Origin of the sequence: Bacillus sp. 3255 (genome assembly GCF_031456485.1) — a bacterium.
GTDB lineage: Bacteria > Bacillota > Bacilli > Paenibacillales > NBRC-103111 > Paenibacillus_E.
The window spans coordinates 154,239-170,002 of record NZ_JAVDUS010000004.1; the positions used below are offsets into that span (position 1 = coordinate 154,239).

Annotated in this window: 11 protein-coding genes; 8 read left to right on the forward strand and 3 right to left on the reverse strand. The window is 54.4% G+C overall.

Going from position 1 to position 15,764, the window contains the following annotated elements:
* Nucleotides 1-143 precede the first annotated feature (143 nt).
* From J2X61_RS07650 to J2X61_RS07665, 4 genes are all read left to right on the forward strand, one after another.
* Entirely contained in the window at nucleotides 144-1,088 is a 945-nt protein-coding gene (locus J2X61_RS07650; protein ID WP_310187010.1) for an ABC transporter permease, read from the forward strand.
* A gap of 24 nt (nucleotides 1,089-1,112) precedes the next feature.
* Entirely contained in the window at nucleotides 1,113-2,033 is a 921-nt protein-coding gene (locus J2X61_RS07655) for a carbohydrate ABC transporter permease (RefSeq protein WP_310187012.1), read from the forward strand.
* A 112-nt stretch (nucleotides 2,034-2,145) separates the two neighbouring features.
* Nucleotides 2,146-3,672 (forward strand): extracellular solute-binding protein, encoded by a 1,527-nt coding sequence (locus tag J2X61_RS07660; protein ID WP_310187015.1) that lies wholly within the window; start codon nucleotides 2,146-2,148, stop codon nucleotides 3,670-3,672.
* A gap of 64 nt (nucleotides 3,673-3,736) precedes the next feature.
* Entirely contained in the window at nucleotides 3,737-4,573 is an 837-nt protein-coding gene (locus tag J2X61_RS07665; RefSeq protein ID WP_310187017.1) for a Gfo/Idh/MocA family oxidoreductase, read from the forward strand.
* Between the two features lie 107 nt (nucleotides 4,574-4,680).
* On the opposite strand, the gene J2X61_RS07670 is transcribed toward J2X61_RS07665, so the two are convergent.
* The 3 genes from J2X61_RS07670 to J2X61_RS07680 all read right to left on the reverse strand — a co-directional run bounded on the left by J2X61_RS07670 (nucleotide 4,681) and on the right by J2X61_RS07680 (nucleotide 10,680).
* Nucleotides 4,681-7,920, reverse strand: a complete 3,240-nt coding sequence (locus J2X61_RS07670; protein ID WP_310187019.1) for a hypothetical protein — start codon at nucleotides 7,918-7,920, stop codon at nucleotides 4,681-4,683.
* A 78-nt stretch (nucleotides 7,921-7,998) separates the two neighbouring features.
* Nucleotides 7,999-9,057: a Gfo/Idh/MocA family protein gene (locus tag J2X61_RS07675; RefSeq protein WP_310187022.1), complete on the reverse strand. Its 1,059-nt coding sequence runs from the start codon at nucleotides 9,055-9,057 to the stop codon at nucleotides 7,999-8,001.
* A gap of 45 nt (nucleotides 9,058-9,102) precedes the next feature.
* A complete protein-coding gene (locus J2X61_RS07680; protein ID WP_274469318.1) occupies nucleotides 9,103-10,680 on the reverse strand; it encodes an FAD-dependent oxidoreductase in 1,578 nt (525 codons plus the stop codon).
* Nucleotides 10,681-10,802: 122 nt separating this feature from the next.
* Between J2X61_RS07680 and J2X61_RS07685 the strand changes: the two genes are divergently transcribed.
* The 4 genes from J2X61_RS07685 to J2X61_RS07700 are packed head-to-tail and all read left to right on the forward strand — an operon-like array spanning nucleotide 10,803 to nucleotide 15,701.
* Nucleotides 10,803-11,993, forward strand: coding sequence for an SGNH/GDSL hydrolase family protein (locus J2X61_RS07685; protein WP_310187397.1), 1,191 nt, complete (start codon nucleotides 10,803-10,805; stop codon nucleotides 11,991-11,993).
* A gap of 17 nt (nucleotides 11,994-12,010) precedes the next feature.
* Nucleotides 12,011-13,519 (forward strand): extracellular solute-binding protein, encoded by a 1,509-nt coding sequence (locus J2X61_RS07690; protein ID WP_310187025.1) that lies wholly within the window; start codon nucleotides 12,011-12,013, stop codon nucleotides 13,517-13,519.
* 26 nt (nucleotides 13,520-13,545) lie between these two features.
* On the forward strand, nucleotides 13,546-15,375 hold the full coding sequence (locus J2X61_RS07695) for a cache domain-containing sensor histidine kinase (RefSeq protein ID WP_310187028.1): 1,830 nt from the start codon (nucleotides 13,546-13,548) through the stop codon (nucleotides 15,373-15,375).
* A 47-nt stretch (nucleotides 15,376-15,422) separates the two neighbouring features.
* Complete coding sequence (locus tag J2X61_RS07700; protein ID WP_274468685.1) at nucleotides 15,423-15,701, forward strand: hypothetical protein; 279 nt, start codon at nucleotides 15,423-15,425, stop codon at nucleotides 15,699-15,701.
* Nucleotides 15,702-15,764 lie beyond the last annotated feature (63 nt).

Here is a 15,764-nt window from a genome sequence, read left to right on the forward strand (position 1 = left end):
TCCGGCAAGGATTCACAGCGAGAAGTTATGAAAGTACCAAAACAAGTAATATTACTCTAATTCGCAAAAAAACGCCGGATGCTACACTAAATCTATAGAAGAAAGTAAAGAAGGCAAGGCAGCCTGAGAGATGGAGGTCCGACATGCATCCGAATCCGAATCCGAATGCGAAGAAGAGCTATGGCAAGCAATTATGGGTGGATATCCGGAAAGATTGGGATTTGTATCTGGCCCTGATTCCCGGACTGGCCTTTCTGCTGCTGTTCAAGTACACGCCTATGTACGGAATTATTATTGCTTTCAAGGATTTCAACATATTTGAAGGCATGGCATCAAGTCCATGGGTCGGGTGGAAACATTTTGAGAAGCTGCTCTCATCCGATAGCTTCATGCAAGTGTTTCAGAATACGCTGGCCATTTCGGTTTATAAAATCTTGTTTCTGTTCCCGCTGCCCATCATCGTGGCCATCCTGCTCAACGAGTTGAAGAATATGGCCTTCAAACGAAGTGTGCAAACCGTAATTTATTTGCCCCATTTCTTATCGTGGGTAATCGTCAGCGGGTTGTTCATCGACCTGCTCTCCACCAATGGGGGAATCGTAAACAAAATGATCGTCGCGATGGGCGGCGAACCGGTTCGCTTTTTTCTGGACAGCGACATCTTCCGTTCCGTGCTCGTGTCTTCCGCCGGGTGGAAGGAAACCGGCTGGAATACGATTATTTATTTGGCAGCACTGGCCGGCATTGATCCGGGCCTGTATGAATCGGCCAAAATCGACGGCGCCAACAAATGGAAGCAAATCGTGCATATCACGCTCCCCGGTCTTATGCCGATCATTCTGCTGATGTTCATTCTCCGTCTGGGCTATGTCCTGGAAGCGGGTACGGAGCAAGTGCTCGTGATGTACAACCCCAGCGTTTATAACGTTGCGGATGTGATCGGCACCTATGTGTACAGGGTCGGTTTAGGCGATCAAGATTACAGCTTCTCGACGGCTGTCGGCGTTTTCGAATCGGTTGTCGCCTTTATTTTGATTCTTTCTGGAAATGGGCTGGCACGCAAATTTTTCGGTCGCGGTCTCTGGTGAAGAGAGGAAGGAGGTCATGTACGCATGCAAACGAATCGCGCTGTACAATCCGCACGGACACGAAACTCCGGCGTTATCCGGTCGTCTCCGGGCGAGAAGGTTTTTGCCATAATCAATTACGTGTTTTTCGTACTGCTCGGACTCTCGACGATCTTCCCGTTCATTAATTTGATCGCCAAGTCCTTGAGCGGTGAATCGGCGGTCGTATCGGGTATGGTCACGCTGTATCCCATCGACTTCCAAGTCGGGACGTACAAGTATGTGGCTAGCAACAGTCTGTTCTTGAACGCTTTCACCGTTTCGGTCACCGTCACCGCCATCGGGTCTCTGCTTGCCTTATTCATGACGACGCTGGCCGCTTATCCGCTCTCTAAGCCCAGGCTGAGAGGCCGCAGATGGTTTATCATCGTCTACTTGTTCACGATGCTGTTCAGCGGAGGATTAATCCCGACCTATCTGCTCATGCACACCCTTCACTTAATCGATAAGCTGCCGGTGCTCTTCCTGCCCTTCATGATCAACGTGTACAACATGCTGATTATTAAAAATTATTTCGAAAGCTTGCCGGACAGCTTGGAGGAATCGGCCAAAATTGACGGTGCCAGCAATATGACGATTCTATGGCGTATTATGCTGCCGCTGTCGCTGCCCGTACTAGCCACTATCGGGCTGTTCTATGCCGTTACGTTCTGGAACGATTATTTCACGTCGCTCATCTATATCAACTCGGCTGATTTGAAGCCGCTGCAGCTATATTTGAAGGAGCTGTTCGTCTCATCGACAGACGCGTTCCTTCGGACGAATGTCGATGCTTCGCTCAACGTCTCGCCGCAGTCCATTCAGGCGGCTTCCATTATTTTGGCGACGCTGCCGATCGTTCTCGTTTATCCGTTCTTGCAAAAATATTTCGTCAAAGGTGTACTGGTCGGATCGGTCAAGGGCTGATTCCGCTTCACATTCGCGAAGGGTGGTGGTTGGCAGGCGCACGGAACGCTGTACGAAGCTTGCTTGACAGGTTGAACCTCATAAGGATAAAGCGATAAAGGGAGGCACACGCATGTTCAAAAAATGTTTAGCCGTATTATCCATCACCACGATTGCGGCATCTTTAGCCGCTTGCGGAAGCAGCAGTCCCGCCAGTACCTCAGCTCCTTCTACCTCGGCGGCTCCGGCTGCCACCGCCAATGCCAATGCGCCGAAGCCGGAATTCAAGGCGCTGCTGCAGTATGCGCGCTTCGACCCCAATGCGGAAGTCGTAGCCAAGTTTCTGAATGAGAAGACGGGCTACAAGGTGACGTACGACATGCTGCCTGTAGAGAATCCGGATGACAAGCTGAACCTGTTAATGGCGAACAAAGAGCAGTATTCCTTCATGCTGCTGACCGGTCCGCAATATTCGAAGCTCGCGTCCTCCGGCGCGCTGGAGCCGATTGACGAATTGGTCAACAAATACGGAACGAATATGAAGAACGTCATCTCCCAGAACTCTTGGAACGGTGCCAAGTTGAACGGCAAGATTTACGGCATCCCGCAGACCGGTTCGGGAACGGTCGTCAACTCGGCGCTCATTATCCGCCAGGATTGGATGGATGAGTTGGGGCTGAAGCCGCCTACGACGCGGGATGAGCTGTATAACGTCATGAAGACGATCAAGGAGAAGAAGAATGTCATCGCGATGTCCGGCGGCAAAAGCCCGCTGCTTCCGGAGGTGCTGCCGACCTTCGGTCTGACGATGGTGCAATCGACAGCGACGACGGGGTGGCAGGATGTCAACGGGAAGCTGGTCAATGCGGTGGAAAATCCGAATATGAAAAAATATTTGGAATTTATGAAAAAGCTGTACAGCGAGAAATTGATCGACCAGGAATGGTCGCTGAACCAGGCGAATAAAGTGATTGAGAACTTCACGAGCGGCAAAGCGGCCATCATCTCCAACGGCTATTTCAATGCGCCGACCGTGCAAAATGCGCTGCTCAAAAACTCGCCGAACGCCAAAATCGCCAGCCTGCCCTACCTGAAGGGGGATGACGGCAAGGTTCAAGTCATGGCAACGGCAGGCATCAGCTACTATGTGGGCATTCCCAAATGGGCCGATAAGAAAGAGGACATCATCAAATATTTGGACCTGAAGCTCGACAAAGATATTCACAAGGAAGCGACGATCGGGAAAGAGGGTGTCCACCATAAAGTGGAGAATGGCAACTATTTCCCCATTCTGCCGATTTTCAACGATCAATACAACAACGCTTCTTCCTTCTTGACCGGTGTGGATGAGAAAAATTACCCGATTTACTGGCAAGCGCGTGTCCGCAAAGATCCGATACTGACGGACGCGTTCAATAAGAATCAGGAGGCCGCCAAAGGCAATACGGTGGTTGATCCGCTTTCCTTCGCTCCGCCGCTGGAGGCAATCGGTAAAAACAATCAAAAGCTGCAAAAGCTGATGGAAGACACGTTCTTGAAATACATCACGGGAGCCGAGCCGCTTGAGAACTATGATAAGTTCCTGGCGCAGTGGAAGGCGGACGGCGGAGATGAGATGACAAAGGCGGCCAATGAATGGTACGCTGCAAACAAGAAGTAAGCAAGGCGGTATCCCCTGTGGCTTCTAGCCGCGGGGGTTTTATTTCGGGGAGGAGCGAAAGGCAATGAAAAATATCGGATTTATCGACTATTTCTTGGATGAATGGCATGCGGAGAAATATCCGGCTTGGATTGAAGCGGCGTCAGGGAACCGAATGAAGGTCGCTTACGCTTATGGCAAGACGAATGTTGAAGGCAAACTGACCAATGCGGCATGGTGCGAGAAGAAGGGGATCCAGCTGCTGGAATCCGCCGAAGCCGTTGTCGAGCGAAGCGATTATTTGATCGTGCTGTCGCCGGATCATGCCGAGCACCATGAAGAGCTGTCTCAGGCCGCTCTGCGGTCGGGTAAGCCGACATACATCGACAAGACGTTCGCCCCCGACCGGGCTGCGGCTGCCCGCATGTTCGAGCTGGCCGAGAAGCACGGCACGCCGATGTATTCCACTTCGGCGCTCCGGTTCGCCGCGGAATATACGGGTCTGCAGCTGGAGGAGATCGAGTCCGTATGCACGCTGGGGCCGGGCAGGTTCGAGACGTATGCCATCCACCAGGTTGAACCGATCGTCGCGCTAATGGGCGCGGATGTGAAGCGGGTGATGTGGACGGGTACGCCGAATACGCCGTCCCTGATCATCGGCTACGCAGACGGCAGGCAGGCGACATTGCATCAGTATGGCGGAGACTGCCCGTTCAGCATGGCCTTGAAAACGGTAAGCGGTCAGTCGCAGTATTTGAAAGTAGAGTCCAATTTCTTCGGGGCTTTCATTGACAACCTCGTGCACTTCTTTGAATCCGGTAAGCCCGCTGTCCCGAAAGACCAAACGCTTGCCATTGCCGCCATCTTGGAATACGGCAGGAAAGCCGCCGAGACGCCATTCCAATGGCTGGAACTTCCCTAACAGTCAAAGCAGCTTTATTCAGCCAATTCTTGGACCGAGTGAACCGCAGCATACGAGTAAAGGAGCTAAGCCCATCAAGCGGCTTAGCTCCTTTTCCATTTCCAACTTTATTCAAGCTCCTCCGCAGCAATCGCGTCTAATTCTCTCTCTAGCTCCATGTTGGCTTGCTCATCGTTTTTATCCTTATTATCCTTGAAGACTTTGACTTTGATCTCGGCCTTGAATCCTTGATAGGAGGCGGTGATCTTCACGGCACCCTGCTTCACGCCCGTAATCGTTCCGTCCTCCGTGACAATGGCGGTTTTGTCATGCGACGAGCGGTACGCCGGTCCGGTTGTGACGAACGCCGTCATACCGTCCGAATACGTGGCCAGCAAAGGAGCGGCGAACGATTCACCTTGGACGATAGCGTATTTCGGCTGTTCATAAGCTAGCCGGGTCATTTCGACGACAGTGACGGTCGAGGTGGCGGTTAAGCCTTCATACTGCGCGGTAATCTCGGCCGTTCCAGCCATGAGCGCCGTAATTTTGCCGTCAGGTGTAACGGCTGCCACCAGCGGATTGCTGGAGGAGAAGGCGGCGCCGATGAGCGGCAGCGTCGATCCGTCCGAGTACACGGCCGTCGTCACGGCTGTATGCGTATCGCCTTTCACCAGACGGTACGATGGCGCATCCAGTGTGAGGCCGGTCAGAACCGGAGCTGTGCGCGTAATACGGACGATTTTCTCGTTCGTTTTGCGGCCGTCCACATAGACGGCCATGCTTACGTCGTTGGCGCCTACGTTTAAAGCGGCCGTACCGCTGAAATCGCCGTTCGGTAGCAGTGCGGCCGGAACGCCGCCTACGCGTACTTCAGCCGTGCCGGGGCCCAGTACCTCAACGCTGCCTTTGATCTCGATGTTCGCCAGAGGGGTAGAGGCGCCTTCGTAAGCCAAATGCCCGCGTAATACGGCGGCTCTCACCTCGTCGCCTGCCTTATAGGTGCGAGCGACAAGCTGGCGTCTCGTTCTGACGCCGGATGCGTCCAGCGCGGAGATCACGAAGCCTCCCTGCGGTATGACGCTATTATTGGGCGACATATTCGTCCAATTCCAAGTCAATGCTTGCTGCTGGTTGACGACTTTACTGACTTTTCCATTGCTTTCCACAATGGCTTCTACACCGAAGGTGGTCGTAGCTGTCGTCTGACCGAATGAGGAGGTGTACACATTGAGATTGTTCTCGTTGCGGCTGACATTGTACATATCGCCTTCGATGAATGATTCGCTGTTGCCCGGAACGCTTGAGCCGACTTGGTAATCCTTCACATACTCCACGTTCTGGAGCGAAGCTTTCACGACCGGCCAGTTGACTTGCGAATAATCGAAGAGCATGAGGCCATTCGACTGCGACAAGCCGGCCTGGAAGACGGACCGCTGAAGCGGCGGGTCTTGAATGTTCGCCAGCGCGATACTGGCGTACATCGGCACTTCGCCGTTCGTGATGATGTTGCCTAACGTAATATGATGCTCGATTTCTTTCTGCGTCGTCTGATAAGTACCAATCATTAAGAAATCGATGTTATTCACATAGGCTGTGTTGGAATAAGAGTCCGTGTACAAACTGTCTTCAGGGAACTGGAGCCGCTTATCATATTTGAAATTCGGGCTGCCCCAATGAACGCCGTTCAAATAATACGATTCAAACCACGAGCCGACATAAGCGGAAGATTGAATCTTCTTGCCTTTCAGAGCGGTGTAGCGGTCCGTAAGGGCGCGTACATCGTCCGTGAACGTCTTGATCGTTAAGGAACGGAATTCCCACCAATCGTTGATCAGCGGACCGTTGACTCTGCCATTGTTCACATATGAGAATACGTCCGCCGGCCAATTGTTCAACTGCTTGCCCCTTGCGGCAAGGAAGGCTTCGAACTTGGTTCTCGTCTGTGCAGAGAAGTCGGCCGTTTCGTTATCGTAGCGGGTCCGGTCGAGCACGATGCCGTCCACATCATAGTTTTTGATAACTTCTTCCAGATTCAGGAGTTCGAAGGCGCGCACATCGTCATTCGCCGGGTTCACGAAAGCGACGAGCGATTTGCCCGATTTGAAATAGTTGCTCTCGCGCAGGCGAAGAATTTGGCCGCCGTCTTCCGGACGGAAGACGCGTTCCTCCCAATCGAGATGCTGGTTCAGCAGACCGTATTCATTGTGGGCGGGAGAGCCCTCTGCAAATACGTTGAATGCCGCATGAATTTTGATCCCCAGCTGATGACCGTATTTAATGAATTCTTCCAGCATGTCCAGGTTAGGATTCGCGCCCGCCCGGGTCGGAGCCGTCATAAGCGAGATGTGCGGGCGTCCGGTCAGATCGTTCTTCTTGTAGTTAGCGAACCCTTCCACGCCTTTCACATCCAGCGCGACCGCCGTGACGCCGGCATCCTTGGCTTTCAACAGCATGTCGTGAATGTTCTCCGGTGTCTGGAGTTTGAAAATGTTCGTACCTTGGTCTACCCAAAGCACGACTTCTTTCGGAGCGCCGGTCTGCTTCTTGTAGAAAACGATCAGCGATTTGCGGTCATTCTCTACGCCGTTCTTGAGTGCGACGACATCGAAATAATTGACGCCTTCCGCAAGCGCCATGGTGATCTGGAACGTATGGCCTGCCTGCAGCGCAACATTCGTCTCATTGATCTTGACGGCGTAGGAGACGCCTTGCTCCACATTGTCCAGCTTGCCTGAGATTGCAGCGGTCGGCTGCGTTACCGTGAACCAATCGTCATTGTTCAGCTTCAGCTGAACCTTCAGACCTTGTCCCGTCATCAGGGCGGTTACCGGAATGACATCGCCGTTTTTGCGCAGCTTGATTTTATCCCCGACTTTGAAATTTTTGGCCAAATACTGTTTATACGTTTTGTTGGCCCAGCTGTCGTCATTGGCTACGAGAATGTAACCGCCTTGGGGGATAACCAAATCGGTTGGGCCGGTCCAGACCGGCACCCCGCCGTTCACGGACGGATTGACGACCCGGGTGACCTGGCTTGCCGCATCGACAACGACGGCGACTGAGGTCGTGCCGACGGTCATCTGCGTTGCATACTCCGGCGTGAACAGCGCGATATAATCGGTAATTCCGCTTACATTTTTATCAACGTAATTGATTTGCTTGCGCGGACCTTCGATATCGATCGTAATATCGGCCGGTGCGGCTTCGACTTCAATGTAATCCGCAGCGGCGGAAGGGCTGGCCGCCGCTCCTGCGGCTCCAGCCCCTGTTCCTGTCCCGGTCTCCGCAGCGGAGGCCGCCATCGGCCACATGGAAACGACCATCGACAGCAATAAGGAGAACAATAACCATTTCGACTTCTTCAACGGCTTCACAATCCTTCCCTTTACGAAATAACTAGAGAATTGCAGGCTTTTCCGTATGTCGGCTTCCGGAGGAAGGTCTTAGAAGTGAATTTCTTTGCCTAACAGGCTGGATTCATAAATGCCGCACAAAATTTTCATCATCTCCACGCCGTCTTGAACGGGAGAGAGGGTCTCTTTCTTGCCTTGACACACTTCCACGAAGTAATTGATCTCCTGCTGGAAACCGGCTACGAAGTCGAAGGACAAGTTATTGATCTGCGGAGTCAGGTTCATAATCGTGTCATACTTCTCCGTGACGATGGCCAGCTGAGGCTCGAGCTCGGCGCCGCCTTTGTCGCCGTACACTTTGACCGTGAGCTCGTCCTCCTTGGCGTGCAGCGTGAAGCTGACATCGACAAGAATGGAAGCGCCGTTCTTGAAGCGGATCAAAGCATTCGCCATATCCTCGACGGTGTTATGTGTCGCATCGTAGTCGGCCGCCTTGTAGAATGCGAGGTTTTTCACGTTCGCCCGGTTGCCCAGCCGCTTGTACGTATTGCCGGAGACCGATTTGACTTTCGGCCGGCCCATCAAGTACCAGCACAGGTCGATGACGTGCACGCCGACATCGATCAGCGGTCCGCCGCCGGACCGTTCCACATCGGCGAACCAGCCGCCCGGATTGCCCAATCGGCGGATGCAGGAAGCTTTGGCATAATAAATGTCGCCAAGCTCGCCGTTATCCAGGAACGACTTCACAATGCCCGTGTTAGACGCATAGCGGCGGACGAAGCCGACCTGCAGCGTTTTGCCGGACCGTTGAACGGCTTTCTCAACTTCAAGCGCTTCCTCGACCGTTTTGCACAGCGGTTTCTCCGTCAGCACGTTTTTGCCGGCCTCCAGCGCGGCAATGGAGATCGGGGCATGGGAGTTGTTCCATGTGCAGATGCTCACGGCATCGATGCCGGCATCTTGAAGCAGCTCGCGGTAGTCGGTGAAAACGCGGCTAATGCCGTATTTCTCGGCTTTGGTCCGGGCGCGTTCTTCGTTGAGATCGCAGATGGCAACCAATTCAACGTCCGGATTGTTTTGATACGATCTCAAATGCATTTCGGAAATCGATCCGGCTCCAATTACAGCTACTTTTACTTTGCTCATCGGTTAAGCACCTCATCTTTGATTTGATTGGACGGTTATTGCGGCTTACACGGCATGAATGGCCGGCCATTCCAATTCGATTCCGAAGCTGGTTAACATGCGCTGGAAGTCCTGCAGCTCCGCTTGCCGGTTGCGGATGTCCCGCGGTTTCAGCTGGCGGTCGATACAGCGGCTGGCCAAGAATCCGGCAGCTTCGCCGATATTCCACTCGACCGGATGAAGCCGGTAGCAGCCGTTCGTGATGTGGGTGACTCCAAGATTTTTGCAGGCGGGCAATAAATTGTTCATTCGCACGGGAATCAGGCTGCCTAGCGGAATCTGGAACGGCAGGGAGGAGATATCGATGTAGTGGCGGTTCCCTGTGCTCGGATGCAGGTCGATGCGATAGCAGCCGATTCCCACGGAATCATAGAAATGCTCCGCCTTGCCGTCTTCACGGCAGGCTGCCCCCACATGCTGCTCGAGCACTGTGAACTCGGCTTTAATCCGGCGCGATTCGCGGATGTACGGATACATCGCGAGGCCATCGTCCGTGCCGACGATATCTTTGCGCAATCGGAGGCCCGGGTAGCCGCGGCCGCCGTCGGGGCGCGGCGCCTCGGTTTGCAGCCAATAGAGCAGCGAAAGGCTGAGCTGTTTGGCGTCCCACAGGTGACGTTCGCGCACGCTCTCCGGCACGTCAATGACGGAACCGAGCCAGTAATCGTTCTGCGGCCAGTTGACGAGCGTAATGCTGCTCGGATAGAAGCCTTGCTCGAAATTGCCGGCATCGATGATGCGCCGGTAATAGAAGAGGGAATAGTGCTCCGTACCCTCGAAGAGCTCGTATTGGACGGGCTCCAGCGTATGCGGGCGCACCCCCGTCCAGCTCAGCAGCCGGTCCGGCCAGAAATCGGCTTGGTAAGCGCGCCAGAAATCGTAGCGCTCCGGCCGCTCGATCGTATGATCTTCGCCTTCGATATAATCCATGGCGAAGCAGTAGGTCAGTCCCTGCATGTCCTGCGGCAGAGCTTCGCCCTTCACCGCATGGGGTTCCCCGGTTTGGCTGAACGATTCCGCGCCGGTTACATACTCTGCTCCGGCAAGCGGCAGGACATCTCCGCACTCCGTCGCGTCCAGGAAGTAAGCGGCTGTCAGCAGCAGCTCCTCTCCGGTCTGCGTATGCTTCACCGTGACGGAGCGCACATCGTCACCGTCCACGCTGGCAGCCTTTACCCGGTAGCGGTACAGAATTCGCAATCTTCCGCTGTGAATATAAGGGGCGAGCATTTCCTGCAGCACCGCGAGCGCAGCGCGAGGTTCGTGGCACAGCCGCGATACGCCGCCGTTCCCGGGATTGAGGTGGAGGCGGGAGCGCGCTTCCTCGGTGAGCGGGAAGTGGCGGCGGTAATAGTTGCGCACGCCGTCCCGGAACTGCCTGTACGTTCGCGTACAGCCGAATTGCTCGATCCAGCGGTGTTCGTCCGGCGGAACGGCTTGGCTTGTCAGCTGGCCCCCGATCCAATCGGTTTCCTCGGTCATGATCACCGTCTTGCCCGACTTGGCTGCGGCCAAAGCGGCGGCGCAGCCGCCCGTACCACCGCCGAGAATGACGATATCGGCGGTGTATGGTTTGATGCTCATGTCTGCCAACGAAGTTCTCCTCCTTTTGTAACCTGATCTCACAGGTTATTCCCATTGTATTACAGCAGGCCGGGAGTCACAGCAGAGGACGATGACTTCTTTTGGTACTTTAATAACCATTGATGAAGGTCAAAAAAGGGATTGGCGGGCATGTGCCGAAAATTTGTAATAAAGAGCTGGCTATAAAGCCAATGAAGGAAGGGGATGTTCCGATGGATATAGCGAAAGGCGTTAACGCCGCACAATTGGATGCGAATATGCACATAACTTCAGGGACTCGCGCATTGCAATGGCACTCGCCGCTTGAGCAGCCGTTTCAAGTTGCGGGCTTCGGCTGGCTGCAAGCGGAAGGACGCTACCGCCGGCTTCCGGCACAACCGGCTTGGCCGCTGCCGGCCGCGGTCGATCAGCTGGCCGACTGCACGTCCGGCGGGCAAATCCGGTTTGTTACCGATTCCCCTGCGCTGTCTCTTCGCGTCAAGCTGAGAGGCGCAGCGGATATGTACCATATGGCGGCAACCGGACAATGCGGATTTGACTGCTATATCGGCGGACCCGGTGAGCAAGTTTTTTATGGCACGACCCGATACGATCACCGGCAGTCCGAATACGAAAGTGTCCTGTTCGATGATTTAGCCCGGGAGAACCGGAGCATTACGCTCAATTTTCCATTATATCAAGCAGTGGAAGAGGTCTGGATCGGCCTAATGCCCGGTGCCGGAATCGCGGAGCCTCCCCCTTACGAGTCTGAGCGCAAAGTGATTATATACGGCACCTCCATTACGCAGGGAGCGTGCGCTTCCCGTCCGGGCATGGCGTACACGAATATTTTATCGCGGCGCTTCAACCTCGAATTTCTGAATTTGGGCTTTTCCGGCAATGGCAAAGGCGAGCCTGAGCTCGCTCATATTATCGCGGAGCTGCACGAACCGGCATGCCTCATCTTGGACTATGAAGCGAATTGCGTTTCGACGGAGCTGCTGCAGCAGACGCTGCCCGCCTTCATTGACATTTACCGGGCGAAGCATCCCGTGACGCCGATTCTGGTTATTTCGCGGATTACCCATGCAAGAGAACGTTTCGAAGCGGCCATGCGGCAGGACCGGGCTGACCGCAGACGCGTATCGATGCAGACGGTGGAACAGCGCCGCGAGAATGGAGACGCCTATATAGATTTCTGCGACGGCTCCGCCCTCCTAGGCGAAGATGCGCAGGACTGCACGGTGGACGGATCCCATCCGACGGATCTGGGCTTTGCCCGAATGGCCGACGGGCTGACGCCGGTCATGCAGCGCATCCTCGCGGAACGCTAGCCGGAAGGGGTGGGACCATGAAAGGTGCGAAACGTCTTGCTGTGCTGTCCATTGCCGTAGTCTTCACAGCCACAAGCTGCGGCACACAGGCAGGGGACAACAAGGGCAACCAAGCGTCGCCGCCGCTCATTCGCATTGTGGCGAACAGCTTGGGCATGAGCTTTCCGGAAGGCATGGATGCCGGACACAACCCTTATTTGGCCTATATCGAGCAAAATACCGGCGTTCAAGTGAATGTGACCCTGCCGCCCTTAAACGGCTACGACGAGAAGCTGAACGTCATCATGACTTCGGGGGATCCGCCGGATCTGCTCAATACGAGCTCTCCGTCCTGGTTCATCAATTTCGTCAATCAGAAAGCGCTGACGCCTTTGAACGGCTATATCGAGAAGTACGGGGCAAACTTGAAGGCCAAAATCCCCCAGGCGGCTTGGGATAACGTAACGGTGGACGGGAACATCTATGCCATTCCGAGCCTGAGCGAGGTGAAAGGGACTGAAATCATGTACGCGCGCAAGGATTGGCTGGATAAGCTGGGATTGAAGCCGCCGCGTACGATTGAGGAATATACGGCCGTGATGAAGGCATTCGCCGAACAGGACCCTGACGGGAACGGGAAGAAGGATACGTACGGGCTCTCGATTCTGGAGCGGCTCGGCAGAACCTCGCCATTCCTCGGCGCATTCGGGGTACAGATGAATGCCTGGTACGAGCGGGACGGTAAGCTTGTATATGCGGGCATTATGCCGGAAATGAAAGAGGCTCTCCGCTATTTGAACTCCCTCTATGAGCAGGATGTGCTGGATCCGGAATTTCCGCTGAACAAAATCGACGTGCTCGGCGATAAAATCGCTTCCGGCCGAGTCGGCTTGTATTCGGCCGCATGGTCCGATACCCGTACGCATATTGCAGCGAACCGCAAGCAGGATGCGAACGCCGAATGGATCCCTCTGGATTTCCCTGTAGGGCCGGGCGGCCATCATGGGGTGTACAGCACGTCCACGGTTCGCTCCTATAATGTTGTGCCTCTCAAAAGCGCCAATGCGGCAGCGGTTGTCCGATTTCTTGATTTTATCGCAGGGCCCGGCCAGATGAGTTTGAAGCTCGGCTTCGAGAATGAGGTGTGGAAGCGCGTGAACGGCAAGCTGTCCATCTCATTTGATGAACATATCAAGCACGGGTATCGCGGCATTTATGGCGCTCTCGCCGACACGGTGGATCCGGAGATGACCCGGGACCGGCTGGATGGTCTGGGCCAGCAGTACCGGTTGTATGACAATTTGCAGCGCATAGACGGCAATCTCATGCAGAACCGTTTCAACGGACCTCCGACGCCCGCTATGGGCAAGCACCAGGTCAAGCTGTCCAAGCTGCAGGAAGAGACCTTTACCCGAATTATTGCGGGCATGAGTCCGATCACGGAATTCGATGCCTTTGTGAAGAAGTGGAAGGATGCCGGCGGCGACGAGATTACCGGTGAAGTGAATGAATGGTGGCGGGAAACCGCCAAGCAGGCGAAGCCATGAACCGGACCGAATGGAGGGACCGCCGTATGGGGAAAGACGTACTGCCTAAATTGCGCAAGCTGTTGACCGGATTCATCCAGGTCAGGCTGACATGGTATTTTCTGCTGATCCTGCTGCCCATCTCCGGCTTCAGTCTGTTCGCTATCGCCAAGTCGCAGACGATCCTGGAAGTGCAGACGGGGGAGCGAACGCAAGGGGCCTTGCATACGATGGCGGATTATATCGATCTAACGCTGCAAAATATCGAGCAGCTCTCCTCTCTGATTGCGTTCGATATGAACATGAATGCGACCTTGCAGTCCGTCGGCCAAGAGCCGGGGAAGCAGTCGTTCGTGCAGCTTGCACAGGTGATGGATCAACTGACGAGCATGACGACCGTCAACTTGATGGTGGATCAAATCACGATTATTCATATGCCATCGCGGACCGTCATCTCTACGAAGCTCGGCGGCCGGAAGCTGCCGGAGGGCGCAGAGAAGCAGGATTGGTATATCCGGCTGATGGAAGCGGGCGGGGGGACTTACTTCTATACGCCGCAGGAGGGGGAATCGTATTTTGATGCGGATAGCGTGCATCTGATCCGGACGATGGATCCGTACAACCGGACGCTGATCAATCCGAATTTGCTCGTACTATCGATCAAGAAGAGCACGTTGATTGAGCAGGCGAAGCCGCTCTTGCCTTCCAAGAATGCCAACATCTATTTGTTCGGCAGCAGCGGCCAGCTCATTACCGGTACGGGAGCGGGGCTCGGCGCGCAGGTTTGGGACAAGAAGGAAGAAGCGAGATCGATCCGCAAATCGCCGCAGACCGGGACGGAAATGGTCAATATATCCGTGCAATCGAAGCTATCCGGATGGTCGCTGATGATGGAGCAGCCGCTCTGGGAAATTCGCAGCCATACGGACTCGCTGAAAATTTTCACATACGGTATAGTGGTCGTCAGTCTCGTCCTCGCGATTGTCATCTCGTGGATCGTCTATCGCGGCATTTCGTCGCCGCTGCGCAAGCTCGCGTATGGGATGAAGCAGCTGCGCACCGGCAACTTCACGATCCAATTGGAGGATCAGCGGGTGGATGAGCTGGGGTATGTCATCGAGTCCTTCAATAGGATGGCGGAAAACCAGAAACTGCTCATCCGGGACCATTATGAGAAGCAGCTGCTGCTATCCAAGATGGAATTGAAATTTCTGCAGTCCCAAATTAATCCGCATTTCCTGTATAATACATTGGACTCCATTTATTGGACGGCCAAGAACTACGAAGCTGACGAAATCAGCGAGATGGTGCTGAACTTGTCCAAGTTTTTCCGGCTGAGTCTGAATAAAGGCAATGAAACATTTTCAGTTGCAGAGACAATCATGCATTTGACATATTATATTAAAGTGCAGCAGCTCCGGTTTCTGGATCATTTCAGCGTACGGTATGAGATCGCCGAGGAAAGCAAGCCTTATCATGTGCTGAAGCTTCTCCTGCAGCCGCTTGTCGAGAATGCCGTTCTTCACGGTTTGGAGAAGATGAGTACAGGCGGCGAGCTGGTCATTTCCTCGTATTTGCAAGGGCATCTGCTCGTGCTTGAAGTGAGCGATAACGGCGTAGGCGTGGACAGCGCTAGGCTGCAATATATTTGTGCGAAGCTGGATGAAGCGGCGGGTCAGGCAGCTGACGGGATTTTGTCGGACCGCAAGAAGGAGAAGGATTTGTTCGGTCTGCGCAACGTGGTGTCCCGGATGAAAATGTACTATGGCGAGCAATCACAGTTTCGTTTCGAAAGCCGCGCAGGCCATGGAACCCGAATGACGCTTCGTCTTCCGCTGGATAGGTGCGTATCACACGTCGAGGATCAGGCGGGATGATGGATGGCCGGGGGAAGCTTGCAGCAACCATGTAGGGAGGATGAGCCATGATCTATTTCCTCGTTCTTATCCCCGTTCTGATCGTATGCGGTTATGGCCTGTACAAAGTGTATCAGAAGGTGAGAGATAAGACGGAAACTTCCAAAGTCATTCAACTGTCGTTGTACCAGGAGAAAAAGAAGGCTGCGCCGGGCAAGCAAGCATGTTCGTTCTGCCGGAAGAAGGAGAAGAAGCTGGCCTTCTATGCGGATGAGAAGGGCACCGTTGTCGGCGTGTGCCAGGAATGCAGGCCGCAGGCGGAGCGGCGGGCTCTGATGCGCCTTTGAGAAAGCGAGGGTGGCTTCACGCCAATCGAGGATCAAAAGGACACCACAACCGTTTGTTGCCGC

Coding starts and splice junctions, on each gene's coding strand:
- J2X61_RS07650 (WP_310187010.1), top strand. CDS start 144: ATGCATCCGAATCCGAATCCGAATGCGAAGAAGAGCTATGGCAAGCAA.
- J2X61_RS07655 (WP_310187012.1), top strand. CDS start 1,113: ATGCAAACGAATCGCGCTGTACAATCCGCACGGACACGAAACTCCGGC.
- J2X61_RS07660 (WP_310187015.1), top strand. CDS start 2,146: ATGTTCAAAAAATGTTTAGCCGTATTATCCATCACCACGATTGCGGCA.
- J2X61_RS07665 (WP_310187017.1), top strand. CDS start 3,737: ATGAAAAATATCGGATTTATCGACTATTTCTTGGATGAATGGCATGCG.
- J2X61_RS07675 (WP_310187022.1), bottom strand. CDS start 9,057: ATGAGCAAAGTAAAAGTAGCTGTAATTGGAGCCGGATCGATTTCCGAA.
- J2X61_RS07680 (WP_274469318.1), bottom strand. CDS start 10,680: ATGAGCATCAAACCATACACCGCCGATATCGTCATTCTCGGCGGTGGT.
- J2X61_RS07685 (WP_310187397.1), top strand. CDS start 10,803: ATGAAGGTCAAAAAAGGGATTGGCGGGCATGTGCCGAAAATTTGTAAT.
- J2X61_RS07690 (WP_310187025.1), top strand. CDS start 12,011: ATGAAAGGTGCGAAACGTCTTGCTGTGCTGTCCATTGCCGTAGTCTTC.
- J2X61_RS07695 (WP_310187028.1), top strand. CDS start 13,546: ATGGGGAAAGACGTACTGCCTAAATTGCGCAAGCTGTTGACCGGATTC.
- J2X61_RS07700 (WP_274468685.1), top strand. CDS start 15,423: ATGATCTATTTCCTCGTTCTTATCCCCGTTCTGATCGTATGCGGTTAT.